The 18,626-nt window shown below is 43.4% G+C and carries 19 protein-coding genes; 1 reads left to right on the top strand and 18 read right to left on the bottom strand.

The genetic code is table 11. The features are described from left to right. Window positions 1–91 precede the first annotated feature (91 nt). The 14 genes from tilS to pth all read right to left on the bottom strand — a co-directional run bounded on the left by tilS (window position 92) and on the right by pth (window position 13,914). Window positions 92–1,501, bottom strand: a complete 1,410-nt coding sequence (gene tilS / locus A7D23_RS13240; protein WP_025204979.1) for a tRNA lysidine(34) synthetase TilS — start codon at window positions 1,499–1,501, stop codon at window positions 92–94. A gap of 135 nt (window positions 1,502–1,636) precedes the next feature. Beyond that, entirely contained in the window at window positions 1,637–3,760 is a 2,124-nt protein-coding gene (locus A7D23_RS13235; protein WP_025204978.1) for a SpoIIE family protein phosphatase, read from the bottom strand. A gap of 245 nt (window positions 3,761–4,005) precedes the next feature. Beyond that, complete coding sequence (locus A7D23_RS13230; RefSeq protein WP_019224818.1) at window positions 4,006–4,317, bottom strand: septum formation initiator family protein; 312 nt, start codon at window positions 4,315–4,317, stop codon at window positions 4,006–4,008. Continuing rightward, complete coding sequence (locus A7D23_RS13225) at window positions 4,307–4,546, bottom strand: sigma factor-like helix-turn-helix DNA-binding protein (protein WP_025204977.1); 240 nt, start codon at window positions 4,544–4,546, stop codon at window positions 4,307–4,309. Before A7D23_RS13225 ends, A7D23_RS13230 begins: the two co-directional genes overlap by 11 nt. A 137-nt stretch (window positions 4,547–4,683) precedes the next feature. Next, complete coding sequence (gene yabQ, locus A7D23_RS16600) at window positions 4,684–5,136, bottom strand: spore cortex biosynthesis protein YabQ (protein ID WP_019224820.1); 453 nt, start codon at window positions 5,134–5,136, stop codon at window positions 4,684–4,686. A 42-nt stretch (window positions 5,137–5,178) separates the two neighbouring features. Further along, window positions 5,179–5,457, bottom strand: coding sequence for a sporulation protein YabP (gene yabP, locus A7D23_RS13215; protein ID WP_025204976.1), 279 nt, complete (start codon window positions 5,455–5,457; stop codon window positions 5,179–5,181). A 65-nt stretch (window positions 5,458–5,522) separates the two neighbouring features. Beyond that, window positions 5,523–5,777, bottom strand: a complete 255-nt coding sequence (locus tag A7D23_RS13210; RefSeq protein ID WP_015045101.1) for an RNA-binding S4 domain-containing protein — start codon at window positions 5,775–5,777, stop codon at window positions 5,523–5,525. 99 nt (window positions 5,778–5,876) lie between these two features. Further along, window positions 5,877–6,149, bottom strand: coding sequence for an HU family DNA-binding protein (locus A7D23_RS13205; protein WP_015042343.1), 273 nt, complete (start codon window positions 6,147–6,149; stop codon window positions 5,877–5,879). Window positions 6,150–6,236: 87 nt separating this feature from the next. After that, window positions 6,237–7,406, bottom strand: coding sequence for a nucleoside triphosphate pyrophosphohydrolase (mazG, locus tag A7D23_RS13200; RefSeq protein WP_025204973.1), 1,170 nt, complete (start codon window positions 7,404–7,406; stop codon window positions 6,237–6,239). Between the two features lie 232 nt (window positions 7,407–7,638). Further along, window positions 7,639–8,187 carry a stage V sporulation protein T gene (gene spoVT, locus A7D23_RS13195; protein ID WP_015042341.1) on the bottom strand — a complete coding sequence of 183 codons (549 nt, stop codon included), beginning with the start codon at window positions 8,185–8,187 and terminating at the stop codon, window positions 7,639–7,641. Window positions 8,188–8,424: 237 nt separating this feature from the next. Then, entirely contained in the window at window positions 8,425–9,369 is a 945-nt protein-coding gene (locus tag A7D23_RS13190; RefSeq protein WP_025204972.1) for a peptidylprolyl isomerase, read from the bottom strand. 61 nt (window positions 9,370–9,430) lie between these two features. Beyond that, entirely contained in the window at window positions 9,431–13,000 is a 3,570-nt protein-coding gene (gene mfd, locus A7D23_RS13185; protein ID WP_025204971.1) for a transcription-repair coupling factor, read from the bottom strand. Between the two features lie 98 nt (window positions 13,001–13,098). Then, window positions 13,099–13,275, bottom strand: coding sequence for a hypothetical protein (locus A7D23_RS16165; protein ID WP_167539421.1), 177 nt, complete (start codon window positions 13,273–13,275; stop codon window positions 13,099–13,101). A 66-nt stretch (window positions 13,276–13,341) separates the two neighbouring features. Continuing rightward, a complete protein-coding gene (pth, locus tag A7D23_RS13180) occupies window positions 13,342–13,914 on the bottom strand; it encodes an aminoacyl-tRNA hydrolase (protein WP_025204970.1) in 573 nt (190 codons plus the stop codon). Between the two features lie 202 nt (window positions 13,915–14,116). Between pth and A7D23_RS13175 the strand changes: the two genes are divergently transcribed. Beyond that, the gene (locus tag A7D23_RS13175; protein ID WP_025204968.1) at window positions 14,117–14,878 is read left to right on the top strand and encodes a PRC-barrel domain-containing protein; all 762 of its coding nucleotides are present in this window, start codon (window positions 14,117–14,119) and stop codon (window positions 14,876–14,878) included. 13 nt (window positions 14,879–14,891) lie between these two features. On the opposite strand, the gene A7D23_RS13170 is transcribed toward A7D23_RS13175, so the two are convergent. The 4 genes from A7D23_RS13170 to purR all read right to left on the bottom strand — a co-directional run bounded on the left by A7D23_RS13170 (window position 14,892) and on the right by purR (window position 18,618). Further along, on the bottom strand, window positions 14,892–15,833 hold the full coding sequence (locus A7D23_RS13170; RefSeq protein WP_019224828.1) for a ribose-phosphate pyrophosphokinase: 942 nt from the start codon (window positions 15,831–15,833) through the stop codon (window positions 14,892–14,894). 10 nt (window positions 15,834–15,843) lie between these two features. Then, window positions 15,844–17,205 (bottom strand): bifunctional UDP-N-acetylglucosamine diphosphorylase/glucosamine-1-phosphate N-acetyltransferase GlmU, encoded by a 1,362-nt coding sequence (glmU, locus tag A7D23_RS13165; RefSeq protein ID WP_025204967.1) that lies wholly within the window; start codon window positions 17,203–17,205, stop codon window positions 15,844–15,846. 230 nt (window positions 17,206–17,435) lie between these two features. Then, window positions 17,436–17,693 (bottom strand): septation regulator SpoVG, encoded by a 258-nt coding sequence (gene spoVG, locus A7D23_RS13160; RefSeq protein ID WP_015042333.1) that lies wholly within the window; start codon window positions 17,691–17,693, stop codon window positions 17,436–17,438. Window positions 17,694–17,805: 112 nt separating this feature from the next. After that, window positions 17,806–18,618 (bottom strand): pur operon repressor, encoded by an 813-nt coding sequence (gene purR / locus A7D23_RS13155; RefSeq protein ID WP_019224831.1) that lies wholly within the window; start codon window positions 18,616–18,618, stop codon window positions 17,806–17,808. Window positions 18,619–18,626 lie beyond the last annotated feature (8 nt).

Genomic DNA, 18,626 nt, shown 5'->3' with positions numbered 1-18,626 from the left:
TAAAGTACATTTATTCGAACGTTTGAAAAACTATGAGATATTATATCATGTGGTTTCCTATTTTACAATCAATCCAAAATAGTAGAAAACCTTATATTTCAGCCGCAACCAAATACAGTCTGGAAGATTGCGGACCAGCCGGCAAAAGGCTATCTCCCCTGCATACACCTGGGATCCAGACGACGAGATCGCCAAAAGCAAAAAACAGAATCTTATCACGTTCCCCAGCAGAAATATCTTTGTCCTGAAAAACCTTTTTAATTGCTTTATGCCCTAAATTCTTAAAATAAATACGGTCTCCGGCCTGTCTCGTCCTACATACCAAAGGCTCAGTCTGAACAGACATTTGGACCGGATCAAGTTCGGTACTCCACAAAACATGCTGTTCTTCCGGATAGAAATCAAAAATTCCCACCTGTACTTTTAACTCCGTAATTTTATTCCAAACGTTCAAAGCAAGAGGTAACTTGACAAAAAGCCGGAACTCTTCAATTCTATCTTTCCCGGAAATATACTCTTTTGATTCTCGCTCTACGTTAAAAAAGAAAAGGCCTTGCTTGACAACTTCTACCTTAAAACCTTGAAGATCCTGACGCCATCCGGTCTGTTTCCCCTTTTGCATCCAAAGCTTAACAAATTTAAACGCTGGCCCTCTTGTTTCTCCCGATACCTGCGAAGCCGCTTTCCGGAGCAGGCGGGAAAGGATTGCCTCCGGTTCTTTCCAGGCTTCGTGCGAAAGCAGGACTCTGGTATGATCTGCCCGGAGACAGTACCTGGGCCACAAAGCTTCCGTCTGGGCACAAATATATTCTTCGTCCCAGCGCAGCAGTTCCGCTGTTCGTCCCAAAGCATCCGTAATCCTCTGATTATATTTGCTTTCCAGTCCAGGAATTAGCTCGAGTCTGATCTTATTCCTGTAATAGTCCGTTTCCAGATTGCTCTTGTCAATTGAATAGGGAAGACTTTGAACTTTGCAGTATTCCAGGATTTCTTCTTTTGTTACCGAAAGGAGCGGACGGATGATTTTGTCTTTAACAGGATAAATGCCTGCAAGTCCTGTTGTTCCGCTCCCTCTTAAGAGACGGTAGAGAACAGTTTCCGCCTGATCTCCCAAATGGTGGGCAGTGGCCAGTAAATCACAGCCCCACGCTTCCATGTCTTCCTTCCAGCGGGCATAGCGCCATTCCCTTGATGCTTCCTGAAAACTTTGGCGGCAAGCTGAAGCGTTACGTTTCGCATCAAATTCATGCAAAATAAATCCTGCTTTCCATTCCCCAGCAAGATTCTTAACAAGCTCCGCTTCCTTGTCGGCTTCTCTCCTGACCTTATGATTGACATGCGTAATAACAAAAGAAATATTCTTATCTTGATTTTCGCACGAATAGCGGTAAATGACATGAGCCAGGGCCACCGAGTCCGGTCCTCCCGAAACAGCTACAAGCACCTTGGACTGAGACGGAATTTGTTGCGGCAATACCTCCGAGCTCAAGCTTTCATACATTATTTTCTCCGCAGCCTTCCTAAAATCGTATTAATACTATTCTCTCCAGATTTTGCCGATTTGTCAAAGCATTTAAAACAAATATTTTTATTTTTAATATAAAGGTTAAATCTTAACAACAGCTTAAAACTGGGTTTAATTTCTGGCATCGTTTCCAGCCAAGTCCTTCCTCTTGACAACCAGGACAACCCCGTCATCCTCCAGGCAGGCCCCGGACAGTCTTCGTGCTTCTTTGACAATACTGTCGGCCAGATCCTGCGAAGACAAACTTCTGTTGTTCTTCAGATATTCTTTGAGCCAATCGTCCTTTCTTTTAGCCACATCCAAGATTCCGTCTGTTACGATGACAAGCGTCTCGTCTTTAAAAGGAATATCAATCGCCGGGATATCAATATCGTTCAGTATACCAGCCGGCAGACTTGATGTTTTTACTGCATCTACTTTGTTTCTGCTGATGATATAGGTCGGTGCTGCTCCAATTTTAATCAGCCTGGCTTGATCTGCCTCGATATTCAACACGGCCATATCGACGGTGACAAAGCTCTCTTCCGGAGAACGTAAAACCAGGATTGAATTAAGCGCTTTGATGGCACTCTCCGGTTCAAATCCAGTACTCAGAAGCTGTTCCAGTATTGTAAGTGCCGCTGAGCTCATCCTGGCCGCCTCTTCCCCTGCGCCCATACCGTCACAGATAATCAGCGCGTTTTTGGATGAAGATAACGAAACCGAACTAAAGTTATCGCCGCTTATGCCATTACCGGTTTTAATAAAAGAGCCGATACCCAGATCTAAAACCAGTTTATGCTTGCGGGACCAGACCAGTGGTTTTCCGTCTTCGTGATTATGCTGAGAATGAAGCTCCTGGGCGAGGTGCCCGATCACCTGAGATACACTTCTGTACTGGCCGGCTAAGGCTTCTCTGTTTATGGCCAGACGTTTTTGCCAAACCTCTTTGTCTTTTTCCTGCTCCAGAATAAATTGAGCCGCCAGCATGACTTCTTCAAGTTTACTGCATTTTCCCCATTCGACAGGCACTTTCTCCTGATTGATTTGGTCTGAAGCTTCACCGGTTTGGTTTCTTTGAATTCTTTTCTCTTCATAGGCAAACAAGTCATACATAAAATGATAGGTTTGGTGAAAATCCTGCTGCCAGCAATAATTCGAATCCGGGCAATGCCGACATATCTTATCGACCAGGGTATTCATCATTTCCGGTACTTCCGGCTGCAGCCTGGATTCAAGTCCTGCCGCCTGGAAACCATAAGCAAGCTGATCAAATAGGTCACCAACAGTTTTGACTTTGCTTACTGTTGTTTCGATTTCTGGCATTACTTTATTCTTCAGAAAAAATTTTTCATGTTTTCCGGGTAATAAGAAAAACATAAGAAGCGCAAGCGCGGACGAATAAAGATGAGAAGTCAAAAATGTCTCATTGACAAAAAAAGAGGCCATCAAAATAGAAGCGCTGTAGGCAGCCGCAACTCCCATCTTGCCAAAACGGGTAAACCCTCCGCACATAAACCCGAGTAAGCTGTAGAGTCCCGCATCAATCAGGTTATCGATTCCAAGATTCCATTTTAACAAAAAGCCTAAAATTGCTCCGACACCTGCAGCTGAACCAGCTCCGTATTTATAGGCCACAAAAAGCAGAAAGAACCCCAGAAATGTGATCTGTAAATTGATTTTCCCAAAAGCGAGCCCTTGTAAGCCGCTTAAGCAGACTGCCAGAACTAAAATCCATACCATACCTTGTTCGCCCTTGAAATTGCCCTTCATAAGGCTTTCCTTATGAAGAAACGCAAAGAAAAAAATAATTGAAAAGCCTGCCGCAATAATGCTTTGGACCATTACCAGCAAGATAGACTCCACTCCGAAGCCATTGGTAAACCATGATACGCCTAATCCGGGCAGTAAGGTTCCAAGTGCCGTAAGCCCAGCGAGAAGAAGTATTTTTCCCTTGCTCTCTTTGATCATCTGAACTGCCAGAACACCTAGAACCGCGCTCGGCATAACTTCCAGAAACACTGAAAAATCCTGGACAGATACCAGACCGACCGTAATTCCGGTAAGACCCGGCAGAATCCATTTTTTCATATTCATGCCGAGAACTGCAAGATAGGCAATAGCAAATGGATAAATACCCAATAGGTTTGCCCGGGCTGTTAAAAAACCTCCGATAACAATCAGACATTGTATTCCCAGCGAGTCAGAAAATCGGTTAATGATTTTTTCCGCTTTGAGTGTTGCCCATTCAGCCATAATGCCACCTCTTCCACTTAATGGAATTATTATAGCTGATGGCTGCCGCGAAGCTTGTCTAATTCGGGAATCTCCGTCGGCAATCATTTTTCTTGCTTCAGCAAAAAAACTATTGGCATTGTATCATATACGAATATCACCGCCCAATTGACATGATATTACCTGATCAAAAAGCGCTGCCGTTAACAAATTAAAAATAATTCGTTGTGCGGCAGCGCTTATCAAATACACTTATCATTTATAGATTAATTTTCCGACTCTTTGGGAGCTATTAAAATTTCTCCTTTACGAACCAGTCCAAGTTTTTCTCTGGCTAATTGTTCCACATAACTCGGGGTATTTAATTTCTCTATTTCCTCATGCAATTGACCATTTTGAGCAATAATCTGAAGCTTTTTACTCTCGAGCTCTGCTTTTTGCTGCTCAATGGAACGATCCAACTGAAGCAGCTGATAGGACCAGCTTCCGCCTAACATCAAAGCAATCCCCAAAACAATTACGAATATTGGGTTTATCTTTTTTATTCTCTTTTTTGTATGCTTTTTGCTATTTCTCATTTTCCTCATCATCCTCCAGTGGATAATTCAGCCCTAATTCATGATCCTGGATGATTCCGATGATCTGATATCCTTTGGTCTTGGCCCTTGCGAGCATGGTTGAAACAGAACTGCCGCTTATCCCCAAAACCTTGGCGATATCCTCGCTGGAACGCCCGCTTTCTTTAAGCATGACAGCTTGTCTCTCCCGGAAACTTAGTTTTTCCAACCCTCGTATTTCCCAGTGCAAAATCTTCTTTTCCTTATTGTCAATTTACCAACAAAGACAAAAATCCGTCTACATACCAGCTACATATTCCGTACAAATCAACTACAAAAATATTATAAGTATAGTTATTATATAATTAAAGCTAGTCAAAATCAATACTATTTGCTTTTTTTGATCAAAGTATTCCGGCTTATCGCTTCACCGATCCGATACAGAAGCATCCCCAGCCAGCGCAGAATGCCATAGGGAATCCGCATCATTCCGGCAATTCCGATGTAAACGCCCCGCAAAAACGCCTGGATAAGCTTTCTGATGAATTGGCTAACGTAACGGATCAAGCGAAATAATACATCAAAAATTTTTTTAACATATCGGCTAAAAATCGCAATATAGAGCAAAAGACCTAACAAACTTCCCAAAAAAAGATAAAAACGAAATTCAAGGTAATTTGCTTTTTGCGCTAAGCAAAAAATAATTCCAAGCGCAGCAATAGAGAAAAGTAAATCCCCCAAAAACGTCTGTATCTTTGTCAGGCCCAAATGCCAGCGTAACATTCGGTAAAAATCAAAACATATCCCAACAAGTAATCCACTTAGGACAATGCTAATCAAAACAGCAAACTCGCTAATCCCGATTTCGCCCCCTTCAAAAAGCTATTTGAAAATTTTTTCCCATACTCCTTTGGAGGTTTCTCCAGATCCACTCGCAGCATAAGTCAGCATGTCAATTTGGCCTTCAATCTCCAGCTCTGATTGTTCGAGGTTGAGATTGTTTACACCCAGGTCCCGCCCCTTAATCGTCACCCTACCTTTTGTGGTATCCAGCGTAATCTCTTTGGGGTCGAACGATTTTACCTTTTTTACCCCTGAAACCGTAAGTAGTCTTCTGTCTTTGATAACAATCTTATGCTCAATTTCCTGTTGGCCTGTCATTTCCATCCCCCCCAAAGCCCTTTCTGAATAAATACTTATTCAGAAAGTCGGGGGTTTAGACATCATTATTTTTTTTCATCTTTAATCAACTGATAGAGTGTCTCAGCTTCTTCCGCCTTGGCACTTGGTGGCGTCGACAGCACCTTGACCTCAAGGATATGATTCCGCATATCAATGCAAATAATGTCTCCAGGCTTTACTTCTGCCGAAGGTTTGGCAACTCTGCCATTTACACTGACTTTTTCGCCTCCACAGACATCCTTGGCCACAGTTCTCCTTTTGATAAGCCTTGATACCTTAAGATATTTGTCCAGTCTCAAACAAAACAACTCCTTATTTTGAAATGCATCTTAAAAAACCAGGCTCAAAAAGAACCTGGTTTTTCGCAATCAAGCTATGAACTTAAAAAATTCAAGAACTTACTGTACTGACTCTTTTAAAGCTTTTCCTGCCTTAAAGCCAGGTACTTTGCATGCGGGAATGACAATTTCCTCTTTGGTCTGAGGATTTCTACCAACACGCTCTTCTCTTTTCTTAACCTCAAATGTACCAAAACCAACTAATTGGACTTTCTCACCACTTGCCATTGCTTGACTGATTGTGTCAAAGACTGCGGCTACCGCTTTTTCGGCATCCTTCTTGGTGAATTCGGTCTTTTCTGCTACTGCAGCAACGAGTTCCGCTTTATTCAAAAGTCTCCCTCCCAATAATAATAAACTAATAGCCTCTATATTCGCTATGAAACTGCATTCTCCTTCTTGGAAATGCTAAAATAAACCTCAAACCCCAGTTTTTTCTTCACTTTTTACCACTTCCCAGAAAAAATTCATGTTTTCCATGCTCATTCCTCCTCTGTTAGGTCCTTCCAAATCTATTTTGTGCACCATTTTATAAAATCTTTGTTGAAATTTCTTCGTCCCCTGCCGCAGGGCTTCTTCAGCGTTTATTCCGAGAAAACGCGACAGATTAACAATAGAAAAGAGCAAATCGCCTAGTTCTTCTTCTATTCTTGGACTTTTTCCCACTTCCTTTTCAAGCTCAGCGAGCTCTTCATAGATTTTAGAAAGGGGGCCCCGGTGATCCTCCCAGTCAAAACCGGCTTTGGAAGCCTTTTTTTGAGTCTTTTCAGCGAATTGCAGCGCTGGAAGCCCTCCTGGAATATCAAAGAAATTCCTTTCCGTTTCTTTTTCCGGACTTTGGGATGTCAGCTTTTCCATTTTTTTAATTTCATCCCAGTTTACCAGAACCTCCTGGCTTGATGCTACTTCAACTGACCCAAAAACATGAGGATGCCGGCGTATCAGTTTATCCGAAATGCCCTTTATGACATCGTTCAGGCTGAATCGCCCGGATTCCTCTGCAATGCGGGAATGGAACACGACTTGTAATAATAAGTCTCCCAATTCCTCACATAAATTATTCATATTTTTGGAATCAATTGCATCCAACACTTCATAGGTCTCTTCAATCAGATATTTCTTCAGCGACTCATGGTCCTGCTCCTTATCCCAAGGACACCCCCGAGCAGAACGCAATTCGGCCATAATTGCAGTGAGCCTTTCCAGCGGGTCACTATTTTCCCTGATCATTGTCGCCTTCAGAGTAAAAGAGGTTCCAAGCCTTCGGTAAAGTCCGGCTGTGATCCTGCCTTCCGCGATTGGGAAACCCGGCAAAGCGAGCGTTATTTGCTTCTTACCGGACACCGTCATAACCTTTTCTGCAATCAAATCGAGTCCTGTGTCTAGGTCTAAAAGAATATTTTCCGTTTTTTCCGCTGCTGCGAATATTTCCTGGCACGGAAAACCCTCCCGAATCAGATCTGAAGCTGCCGGATGTTCGGCATTCCACAGGAATATCAGATCTGAACCTTTCAATAATTTATAGGCGGCAAGAGACAAAGAATCAAGTCCTTGGTCTCCGAGGCCCAGAATATTTAATATCGGGTTCACTTGCTTTCCTCCTGTTTGATATTAAGGTTGATAAGGCACTCGTTGCTTGTCCAATAATACTATAAATGGTAGGAAGATCTTTGGCAAGCATCTCGGGACGCCTTGGTACTTACCCCAACTGGACTTTCACCAATTAGGTAATACGCGCTTATCTGAGCACGCACCATTAAGAAAAGGACTGTCAACATGCTGTTAACAGTCCTTTTTGATTTTTATTCTTTGCATTTAAACATTACTGTTCCATTTGTTTGGCTAAAAAGCCCGCTGCAGTTTCAGCAAGTTTGATTTCCAAATCTCCCATCTTGATGTTCGGTTCTTTGGACATGAGTACGACTACCCCAATGGGATCGCCTTCAGCAATAATCGGTGCAATGACCTGATTTGTTGCTTTGACTTTCTCCTCTCCTTCTGTTTCTTTCAAAACAGAAGATTCTCCCGTATTGTAAATGGTCCTCCTTTCTTCCATGGCCTGCTCGGCTACAGCGCCAAGAGATTTGTTTAGGTAGTCTTTCTTGGAAGCCCCTGACACCGCGATGATGACATCTCTATCTCCGATACAGGCAATATGTCCTGTTGATTCAAATAAAGAATCCGCATATTCTTTGGCGAAGTCTCCCAACTCACCAATGGGCGAATACTTCTTTAGTATCACTTCCCCTTCTCTGTCCACAAAAATCTCCAGTGGATCTCCTTCTCTTATCCGTAAAGTCCGCCGGATTTCCTTGGGAATAACTACTCGGCCAAGATCATCTATTCTTCTGACAATTCCGGTTGCTTTCATTAAGTTCTCCCTCCTTTTTCCAAAGCGACTAATTCAATCTTAGTATATATCTTGAACTGCTTTATTATTCATATTTTTCCATACACGCAAAAAAGAATAATCCAAGATGACCGATCTGTCTTGTACCAAAATATTCTTGGTCTATTGCAGACTCACGAATAAATAAATAGAGGAGTAACAAAAACTGAAGTTTTGTTACTCCTCTTATGGTTTGATCAGATTAAACAATCCTATTGCTTATTTAGCAGTTGTATCTGCCGGTTTTAATTCTTCGGCGTATTCGACTTCAGCTGCTTGTCTGAGTTCCGAATAATAGCTTGATACTTTCAGATTTTTGGCATTTGCCAAAGCAGCTTCCTGAACGCTTGTTTTAACCTTTTCAAAGTCAGGCACAACAGCCTCTTTATGGTCTTCAACCAAAATGACATGGTAGCCATATTCCGTCTTCACCGGTTTTTCCGAGATGGTTCCTACCTTCTGGCTGAAAGCAGCCTCTTCAAATTCAGTCACCATTTCTCCGTGGGAAAAATAATCGAGATTCCCGCCTGAATCCTTACTGCCGGTGTCTGTAGAATATTCCTTGGCCAGTTCGGAAAAATCTTTACCAGCCTTATACTCCTGGATTACTTTATTGGCTTCCGCTTCAGTTGCAACCAAAACGTGGCTGGCCTTGACCTGTTCATCCTGTCCGCCAAAATCCGAGTAATGCGATTCAAAATACTGCTGGACTTCCTGATCCGAAACTGTCACATCTTTACCAACGTAATACGAAAAAGCATAAAAATTGGCCACTTCTTCTTCGGTCATCGCCTGTTCTTTCAGAAAACTTGCATAATCCTGATTGGTCAGCGTACTTTTGAGCTCATCTATTTTCTTTGTAACATCTGGATTGGTTGTATCCCATTTATTCTTCTCAACTTCCTGTCGAATTAATTCTGTCATAATAATATTTTCGAGGACGGAACTCTTGATGCTTTCCAGACTGGCCTTGCCCTCATCCGTGCTAAAGTCCATACCCTGCTTCTCATAATAGGTTTTGCTGGCATTTAACTTTTCTTCATAAGTCGTCATGGGGATACTTTGCTTATTCACTTTAACTGCAAATTCCTGTTTGGCGCAGCCATTGAGCATAAGCAGCGAAGCAAGCAGCATGATGATCATTGTTATTGTTATTTTTTTCATTAATCCTATCTCCCTTTCGCTGGATGAAGTCATTATACCAAGTTACGATTTATTAAGCAATTTAAACTGTACCGGATACGGTCCTGGCAGCTGCTGCCGGATGCATCACATATTCCTCTAAAATATCAAATAATTTGAATATGGCTTTAAAGATATCTTCTATACTCGAAACCCTAAGCCGCAGATTCAATTCAAGATTACCTTGTTCCCCAGCTGCAAATGACAACGGGTAAGGAAATTTTGCGGCAATACTCATCAGCTGTTCTCCGGATATTCCGGGATCAGCGGCAAACCGCAGGGAGATATTCTGTTTATGCTGAGCAACCTGTTCGAGACCCAGTTGTTTGGCTTTCATTCTTATCCTGATAATTTTAGCCAGGTTTTCAACTTCATCGGGCGGGTTTCCAAATCTGTCCACCAGTTCATCCAGAAAGTCACTTAAGTGTTCTTCACTAGAAATGCCGAGCATTCTCTGGTAAAGCGTAGCCTTAATCTGCTTATCCACGATATATTCATCAGGAAGGAGCGCCTTGACCTGAATATCTATGACTGGCTCAGCGACTTCTTCCACTGTTTCACCACGTAATTGCTGAACTGCCTCTTTCAGCATCTTGACATAAAGGCTGAAGCCAATGCTTGCAAGATGCCCATGCTGCTCCCCCCCGATAAAATTACCTGCTCCTCTTATTTCCAAATCACGCATGGCAATCTTGAAACCGGAACCAAATTCAGTGAATTCCCTGATTGTAGTCAGCCTCTTTTCTGCCTCTTCTGTCAGAATTTTTTGCGGTTGGTATAAAAAGTAGGCATACGCTTTCCGGTTTGACCTGCCCACCCTGCCCCTGAGCTGATAAAGCTGGCTCAGGCCAAATTTATCCGCTCCATCGACAATAAGTGTATTGACGTTCGGCATATCCAAACCTGTTTCGATGATGGTAGTGCAAATTAGAATATCTTTCTCTTTTTCCAAAAAGGAAATCATTTCTTTCTCAAGCTGGCTTTCGCTCATCTGCCCATGTACAACCCCACAACGGGCTTCCGGGATAATCAAATTCAGCAGTCTGACCACTCTATCCAGTGTCTCGACCCGGTTATGGACAAAAAACACCTGGCCCCCTCTGTATAATTCCCTGCGTATTGCATCTCTTACTAGATCCGCATTAAATTCGGCAACAAATGTCTGAACAGGGAACCTATCTTCCGGAGGCGTCATGATAACGCTCATATCTCTTAAGCCAACTAGAGACATATGCAGGGTTCTGGGAATCGGCGTAGCTGAAAGGGTTAAAACATCGACATTGGTCTTCAGGGTTTTGAGCTTCTCTTTGTGAGCAACACCAAAACGCTGCTCTTCATCGACAACAAGCAGACCCAGGTCCTTGAAGCTAACACCTTCCGATAGGAGACGGTGGGTACCGACCACGATATCAAGCGACCCGTCCTTCAGACTCTGAATGATCTGCTTCTGTTCCTTGGCTGTGCGAAAACGGCTTAGCATTTCGATTTTTACAGGATAATCCATAAAGCGTTCTCTAAACGTATTATAATGCTGCTGGGCGAGGATGGTCGTCGGTACCATGACTGCAACCTGCTTGCCGCTGATTATCGCCTTAAATGCGGCTCTCAGGGCAACTTCAGTTTTACCGTACCCCACATCCCCACAAAGAAGCCGGTCCATCGGCCGGGACTTCATCATATCTTTCTTGACTTCCATAATACTCTGCAACTGGTCTGGTGTTTCTTCATATGGGAAGCGGTCTTCAAACTCTTTCTGCCAATGGCTGTCTTCCGGATAAGCAAATCCCACAGCCCCTTCCCTTTTCGCATAAAGCTCAAGTAAATTGATGGCCATCTCTTTAACAGCACTCTGTGCCCTGGCTTTCGCCTTGTTCCATTCATTGCCGTTCAGTTTGTTCAGCTTGGGCGTGCTTGATTCTTCTGTCCCGAGGTATTTCTGCAGCAGCTGCAGCTGATCAAGCGGCACATACAGCTTATCTTCACCGGCATAACGAATCGCAAAATAATCCTTTTCAATACCATCGACCTCAATGGTTTCAATTCCGGTAAACTTGCCGATTCCATGGTAAAAGTGCACAACGTAATCACCTGGTTTAAGGTCGCTGAAAGAAAGAATATCTGTTTCTTTTGGGCCTTTTTTGGGCTTTGCCTGGTGTTTTCGTTCTCTTCGGTATATTTCCGATTCTGAAAAAATAACCATTTTGCTTACAGGCAGTTCAAAGCCTTGGTTGATCGAAAGCGGATAAATATAAACGCCGCCCTGTATGATTGGATCTTCCATCCTGACCAGACTGGCATTAATGCTTCTGTCCTTTAACCCTTGCCCAAGTCGCTGAGATTGTTCCTCGTTCCCTGCAAAAAGTGCAATCACGTATCCGATGGACTTCCACCGCTGAATCTCTTCCACCAGGATTGAAGTCTTACCATACCCGGCTAAAGGGCGGGCAATCATGTTCGTCACTCTTTTAGGGTCAAACCCGGGTATTTCCCGCAATAAATTCGACAGGCCCAGCAAAGGACGCTTTCCGCTAGCGAGCAAATCTTCAAAGCTGATAAATAAATGATCGGGATTAACAAACTCTTCTCCCTTTTCTAGGTTGTCCGTAAATTCAGTAAGACGCTGATTGGACTGAAAATCCAGCTGCTCCTTAAGCCGGAGCGGTTCATCGAGAAATACAAGACAATCCTGATCGAGCCATTCAAAGAAAGGAACATACTCTTCGGACAGCAGACTAAGGTAAGGATAAATGCTTTCATCAAGAATTCCCGTGTTCAGCCGGTTTTCAAGATATTCTACTTTTTTATGAAGTCTCTTAACCGCTTCTACCCGATCCAGCCGCTGTAAACGACCGACGGCTTTGCGGGCCCTGGCTTTGATTTCCCCTTTCAGATCCTGCTGCCTTTTGGTATCAATAACATACTCCTGAACAGGAACAATAAGGACCTCAGAAATACTTTCCAGTGATTTTTGGGTCTCCAAATCAAATATCCGGATAGAATCTACTTCCTCATCAAAAAATTCTATCCTGACAGGATCTCTGTCATGTGGTGCAATATCGAGAATCCCACCGCGCAAAGCAAACTGTCCTCTGCCCTCAATGGTTTCTTCACGTTCATAACCGGCCTCTACCAATAAGCGCATAAGGTCAGAAACTGCATACTGTTCCCCGACCTTAAAAAGGATACAATGTATCAGCCACTTTTCCGGGCGAATTAGTTTCTTCATGATCGCCTGGACGGGCGCAACGACAATTGTTTCGCTGTCTGTTTCCCGGTTGAATGGGAGCAGGCTGCTCAGGACCCGGATTCTCTCTGCCGTAATTTCGTGACTTCTGCTGAAAACTTCAAACGGAAGCCACTCTGTTGTCGGGAAAAGCATAATATTTTTTCCGGGAAGCCATGCCTCCAGATCTCTTGCCCATTTTTGGGCTTGTTCATCTGTATAGGTGATGATCAGAGCCTGCTGCTTCAGCAAGGAGACCTGGGCTGCAAACGCAGCTTTTTCGCTGCCGGTCATTTGGTAAATCATTTGTGGGGACTCTTTTCTGCTTAAGGCAGCGCTTATTTCCCCAATATCCAAACCTTTGTACAAAAAATCATTAATCGTAGGCATGTGCTGCCCTCCTGCAAAAAGTGGCTCATTCCTTATCATATCTCTGGTCAGGATAGAAAATACCTGTTCTCCGAGTATTCGGGTTGAGCAAACCATATTTACTGATAGTACGTCACTCGGCTGATATCCAGTTCCCTCATGCATTTTGAGCAAAGTGTATAGGCAACATTACCTTTAATTTCAACAGAAAAATCCATCCTGAGTGGCCTGGCGTCATCCATCTCCAGTTCACCAACGATGGTATCACAGCAACGGCATATTTTAAGCATATACATAGGATAAAACACCTCCTAAGTAATATGCTTGCCTATCCAATCTAAGGTTATACGCTTCAGCTTCATTTAAAGTGACTGTTTTTCCTGGTTAAATAGATTCATGGCCTCGTCCCCACGGCCCTCTATCCACAATCCTACAGCGCGCTGTGCCCTGTCCAGAGTACCATCCAACACTGCTTTTTCCTCTTTGGGAAACGTTGAGAGTACATGATTAACCACATCAAATTCTGTCTTTGGTCTTCCAACGCCGATTTTAAGACGCCAGAAATCCTGTGACCCCAATTCCGAAATTATGGATTTCAGTCCGTTATGTCCCCCGGCACTCCCTTTGGCCCTCAATCGTATCCTGCCGAGGGGGAGATCCATATCATCATGGACCACCAATATATTCTGCGTATTTATTTTATAATAGCTTATCAGTTCCCCAACGGCTAAACCGCTTAGATTCATATAAGTAATTGGCTTCAGAAAGAATATCCGCTCATCTTTGTTTCTCATTTCAACCACTTTACCGCGAAAATCATTACGAAAAGACAATCCTTCCTGAGCCGCAATTCTGTCCAGTAGCATGAATCCTGCATTATGTTTTGTCTCGCTATATTTAACTCCCGGATTCCCGAGACCGATTACAGCCCTCATAAATTCTCCTTATCGGCATATCGTTTAAGTCCTAAGCATAAATTGAATAGACAGAACAGCATTAATCAAGGATTAATTTTATAAAGATTATTTTTTAGAAAACTTGGCTGGCGCCAAGCTTTGGCGGTAGCCTTAGTTGCACTTTGATCTGTCGGAAAGCTGTTAGCGTTTTCTTGATAGACTTAAAAAAGGAGGGAATCCTATGCTGCCCAGTAAAAAAATTTTATCCCTGCCGATTATTTCTCTAAAAGAAGGCCAACAAATCGGGCTTGTGCGCAATATCGTCATTGACCCGAAAGCCAAAGCTGTTGCCGCATTGATGGTCGACCCCAAGGGGTTCTTCAAAGAACAGCGTATTATTCCTTATAACAGGGTTGTCAGCATTGGTGAAAACGTCATCACCGTCAGCACTGAGAATCAGGCGGAAAAAGCGACAAATTTACCTGATATTTTAGAACTTCTCAAAGAAAAAACGGCGATCATTGGAACAAAAGTCATTACTGCCAGCGGCAAAACCCTCGGTATCATTGAAGAGTTCTATATCGATACCGAAAATGGCATGATATCAAGTCTTGATATCTCCGGAGGTAAAATAGAGGGGCTTTTCAAGGGAAAAGCCAGCCTGAAAGCCGACGATATTCTTACCATCGGTTCCGATGTCGTCGTTGTGGTTAAAGACTGTGAAGAGAGACTTGAACTTTTTACGAAAGGCATCAATGATAATGTCAAATCCATGATCCAGGTTGCTTCCCAAAAGGCAAGCCGAAAAAGTCAGGATCTGAACAGATTCTGGAAAAAGAACAAGGACGCTGAAACAAGCGAAGATTTCCCGGATGATACAGACAAACCAATCCAGCCTGTCTCAGCAGAAATCAGCACGTCTGTTACGGATAATTTCTGCGAGGGGCAAGATGAAGAAGCCACCACCAATGCAGACAAAGGTCCCAAAGACGGCCTTATCTAAGTGCTCCGAAGAACTAACTGAATAATTTACTGACGGATAAATCCTCATGGATTCTAACGATAGCTTCGCCCAATAAAGGAGCAACAGAAAGCACTTTAATCTTATCAATCTTCTTTTCCGGGGTTAAAGGAATGGTATTTGTTACGACAAATTCTTTAATAACGGATTTTTCGAGAATGCCGATAGCAGGGCCAGATAATACCGGGTGCGTACAACAGGCATAGACCTCTTTGGCTCCTTTTTCCATCAGTACAGCTGCAGCCTGGGTAATCGTACCACCGGTATCTGTGATATCGTCAATAAGTACTGCTATTTTTCCCTGCAGGTCACCGATGACATGCATTATTTTTGATACATTCGGTTCAGGCCGACGTTTATCCACAATTGCGAGCGATGCCCCGATTCGTTCCGCAAAATTCCTGGCCCTGCCGACTCCTCCGATATCAGGTGATACAACGCAAATATCTTCGAGTTTCTTCTCCATAAAATATTCCGCGAGGATCGGTACTCCGGGGAGATGATCAACTGGAATGTCGAAAAATCCCTGAATTGCAGGTGCATGAAGATCCATGGCCACCAGACGATCCGCTCCAGCAGTCGTTATGAGATTGGCCATGAGTTTCGCCGTAATCGGTTCTCTGGCCTTTGTCTTCCTTTCCTGTCTGGCATAGCCGTAATAGGGAACCACTGCCGTAATCCGATAGGCTGACGCTCTCCGCAAGGCATCAATAAGGATTAACAGCTCCATAATACTATCGTTGGTTGGCGCGCAGGTCGGCTGAACAACAAACACATCGGCACCCCTTACGCTTTCATCAATTCCGATGTTGATTTCGCCGTCCATAAATGTTTTGACATTGGCAACCCCCATGGAAATGCCAAGATAATCGGCAATCTCCTGCGCGAGTTCCCTATTTGCGTTTCCGCAAAAAATTTTAAGTTCTTTCGTAGCCATAATTTTCCCCCTACTTTTTCTTGGACAAGTGCCAATTTTCAATAATTCGCTGTTGTGATCTTTCGATCGCCAGAGCCTGATCAGGAACATCTTTCGTAATTGTTGACCCGGCGCCGATGACTGCTTCTTTGCCGATAGATACCGGAGCAACAAAGTTTGTATTGCTGCCGACAAAAACACGGTCTTCAATAATGGTCTGATGCTTATTCTCGCCATCATAGTTGCAGGTAATCGTTCCTGCACCTATGTTCACATTTTTGCCCAACCTGGAATCGCCAATATAGCTCAGGTGAGGGACTTTGGTTCCCTCTTCAATGATGCTGTTTTTAATTTCTACGAAATCACCAACTTTAACCTCTTTACCCAAAACCGTTCCGGGTCTCAGGTAAGCATACGGTCCCACAAGGCAATTCTCTCCGATCACCGCGTCTCGCGCAACAGAGTGTTCGATCTGACATCCCTTCTGACAAACACAGTTGATCAGTGTTGTCGAGGGGCCAATGTTTGCGCCTTCTTCAATCCTGGTATTTCCTTTAATCATTGTAAAAGGATTAAGGATGACGTCCTTCCCAAGAACAACTTCCGCATCTATAAAAACCGATGGAGGATTGATGATCGTTACTCCCTCCATCATCCAGTATTTTCTGATTCGATCATACAAGATATCCTCAGCTTCAGCCAGCTGAACCCGATTATTAATGCCTAAAGCTTCTGACGGGTCGTCCGTACAAAAGATCTCAATTTTTTGACCGTACGAAAGTAGGATATCAAAGACATCAGTGAGATAATACTCGCCCTGGGCATTTTTAGGTGTAATCTTCTGAAGCGCAAATTTTAAGGCTGCTCCGTTGAAACAATAGGTGCCTGTATTGATCTCCTTAATCCCTTTTTGCAAAACATCTGCATCTTTTTCTTCGATAATGCCTTGAAAAACATTGTCCTCTTTCAATATCCTTCCATAACCAGAAGGATTCTCCATGACCGCCGTGAGTACTGTAGCTGAAGAGCCCGTCTTTTGGTGAATCTCCATTAATGACTGAAGCGTATGCCCGGCTAAAAGCGGCTGATCCCCGCTTAAGACCAGAATGCTACTGTCTTCATCGATCAATGGCAATACCTGCATCACGGCGTGACCTGTGCCCAATTGTTCTTCTTGAACAACCACCCTGGTTCGTTCCCCAAGGTGTTCCCACAACATTTCGCGGCCATGACCGACAATCGTAATAACATCATTAATTCCCGGTTTTGCAACCTTCTCCAGAACGTGGTCGATCAGCGGACGGCCAGCCAACGTGTGCATCACTTTTGGTAATTCCGATTTCATACGGGTACCTTTTCCCGCAGCCAAAATGACTGCTGTAAAATGAGACATTTCCTTATTTACCCTCCAAAGTGATCAAGTACCTTATCAACCTTAAAATATCCTATGATTGATGAGCAGATACTCGCATAGTTGTACTTCATTATTATAACGAATTATTGCCAAGAATAAAAAGAAATTACAGATATTTTTTTGTATTCCGCCTATATTATTGCAGATTTATTTAATATGATAAAAAAGAGACCTCTCAAATGATGGTCTCTCCTCAGCTGAATCAAATATTATTCAATGCCCTTTCCGTATTCTTCCAGTACCTTAGTCTGGATTTTTTCTCTTGCCGCAGATGAAATCGGGTGGGCAATATCGCGAAAATCGCCTTCCGGGGTCTTTCGACTGGGCATCGCCACAAATAAACCATTCGTCCCTTCAACCACTTTTACATCGTGAACAACAAATTCGTTGTCAAATGTAACCGATACGACTGCTTTCATCTTGCCTTCGGCATTTACCTTTCGGACTCTGACGTCAGTAATCTCCATGCTGAGAATCACCACCCTTCTCTTTCGCCTCCAGAAAAATCTTCTTTTTTTATTCTCTATTTGGCAAAAAACTCCTTCTTTTTAACAAAAAAAATTTCCAATTCAAAATATTCTACATCATTTTTGGGTCATTTGCCTTGACAAACGTCCTGCCTTTTGAAGAATCGATTTCCAGCTGCAGAAGAGCAAGGTAGTCTTCGACTAGCCTTGAGTTATTCCAGAGTGTGTCTTCCATCAAAATGCCAAGGCCTACGACTTTGGCATCAAATTCCTGCATAAGGTCGATCAGCCCTTTGGCTGTGCCCCCGGCTTTAATGAAATCATCAATGATCAGTACTTTTTTCCCGGTACCCAAAGCCTTGCGGGTTAAAGACATGGTCTGAATTCTTTTGGAGGAACCGGATATGTAATTGATACTAACCGAAGAACCTTCCGTCACTTTATTGCCATGCTGCACCACAACAGCAGGTACACCCAGCGCATCAGCAGTCATCAGGGCCAGCGGAATCCCTTTTGTTTCAATCGTTATCACGGCTTCAGGACTTCTTTTCCGAAAAACGCTCGCAAAAATAAGCCCTAATTTCCTGGCAATGATAGGATTATAGAGAATATCAGACATATAAAGAAATCCGCCAGGAAGCGTTCTGTCGCCCGCATTTAAGTTTCCGGCAAGAGATGTCAGGAAGTCTTTTGCTTCTTCTCTGCCGATTCCGGGCAAATACTTGACACCTCCGGCCGCTCCTGAGATTGTATCCAAATTTCCCTTGTCCGTGAGCGTTAAACTTTCTTTAATCGCGACCAGGTCTTCACTGATGGTCGATCTCGCAGTATCAAAACGGTCGGCAAAAAAACCTAAAGTCAAAAGCTCATTCGGGTGGGAAATCAGGATTTCTGTTAACGCAATCATTCTTTCAATTCTTTTCATGCAATCAT

It is taken from the genome of Dehalobacter sp. TeCB1, from assembly GCF_001707455.1.
GTDB lineage: Bacteria > Bacillota > Desulfitobacteriia > Desulfitobacteriales > Syntrophobotulaceae > Dehalobacter > Dehalobacter restrictus.
This window is presented reverse-complemented; position numbering and strand designations above follow the sequence as displayed.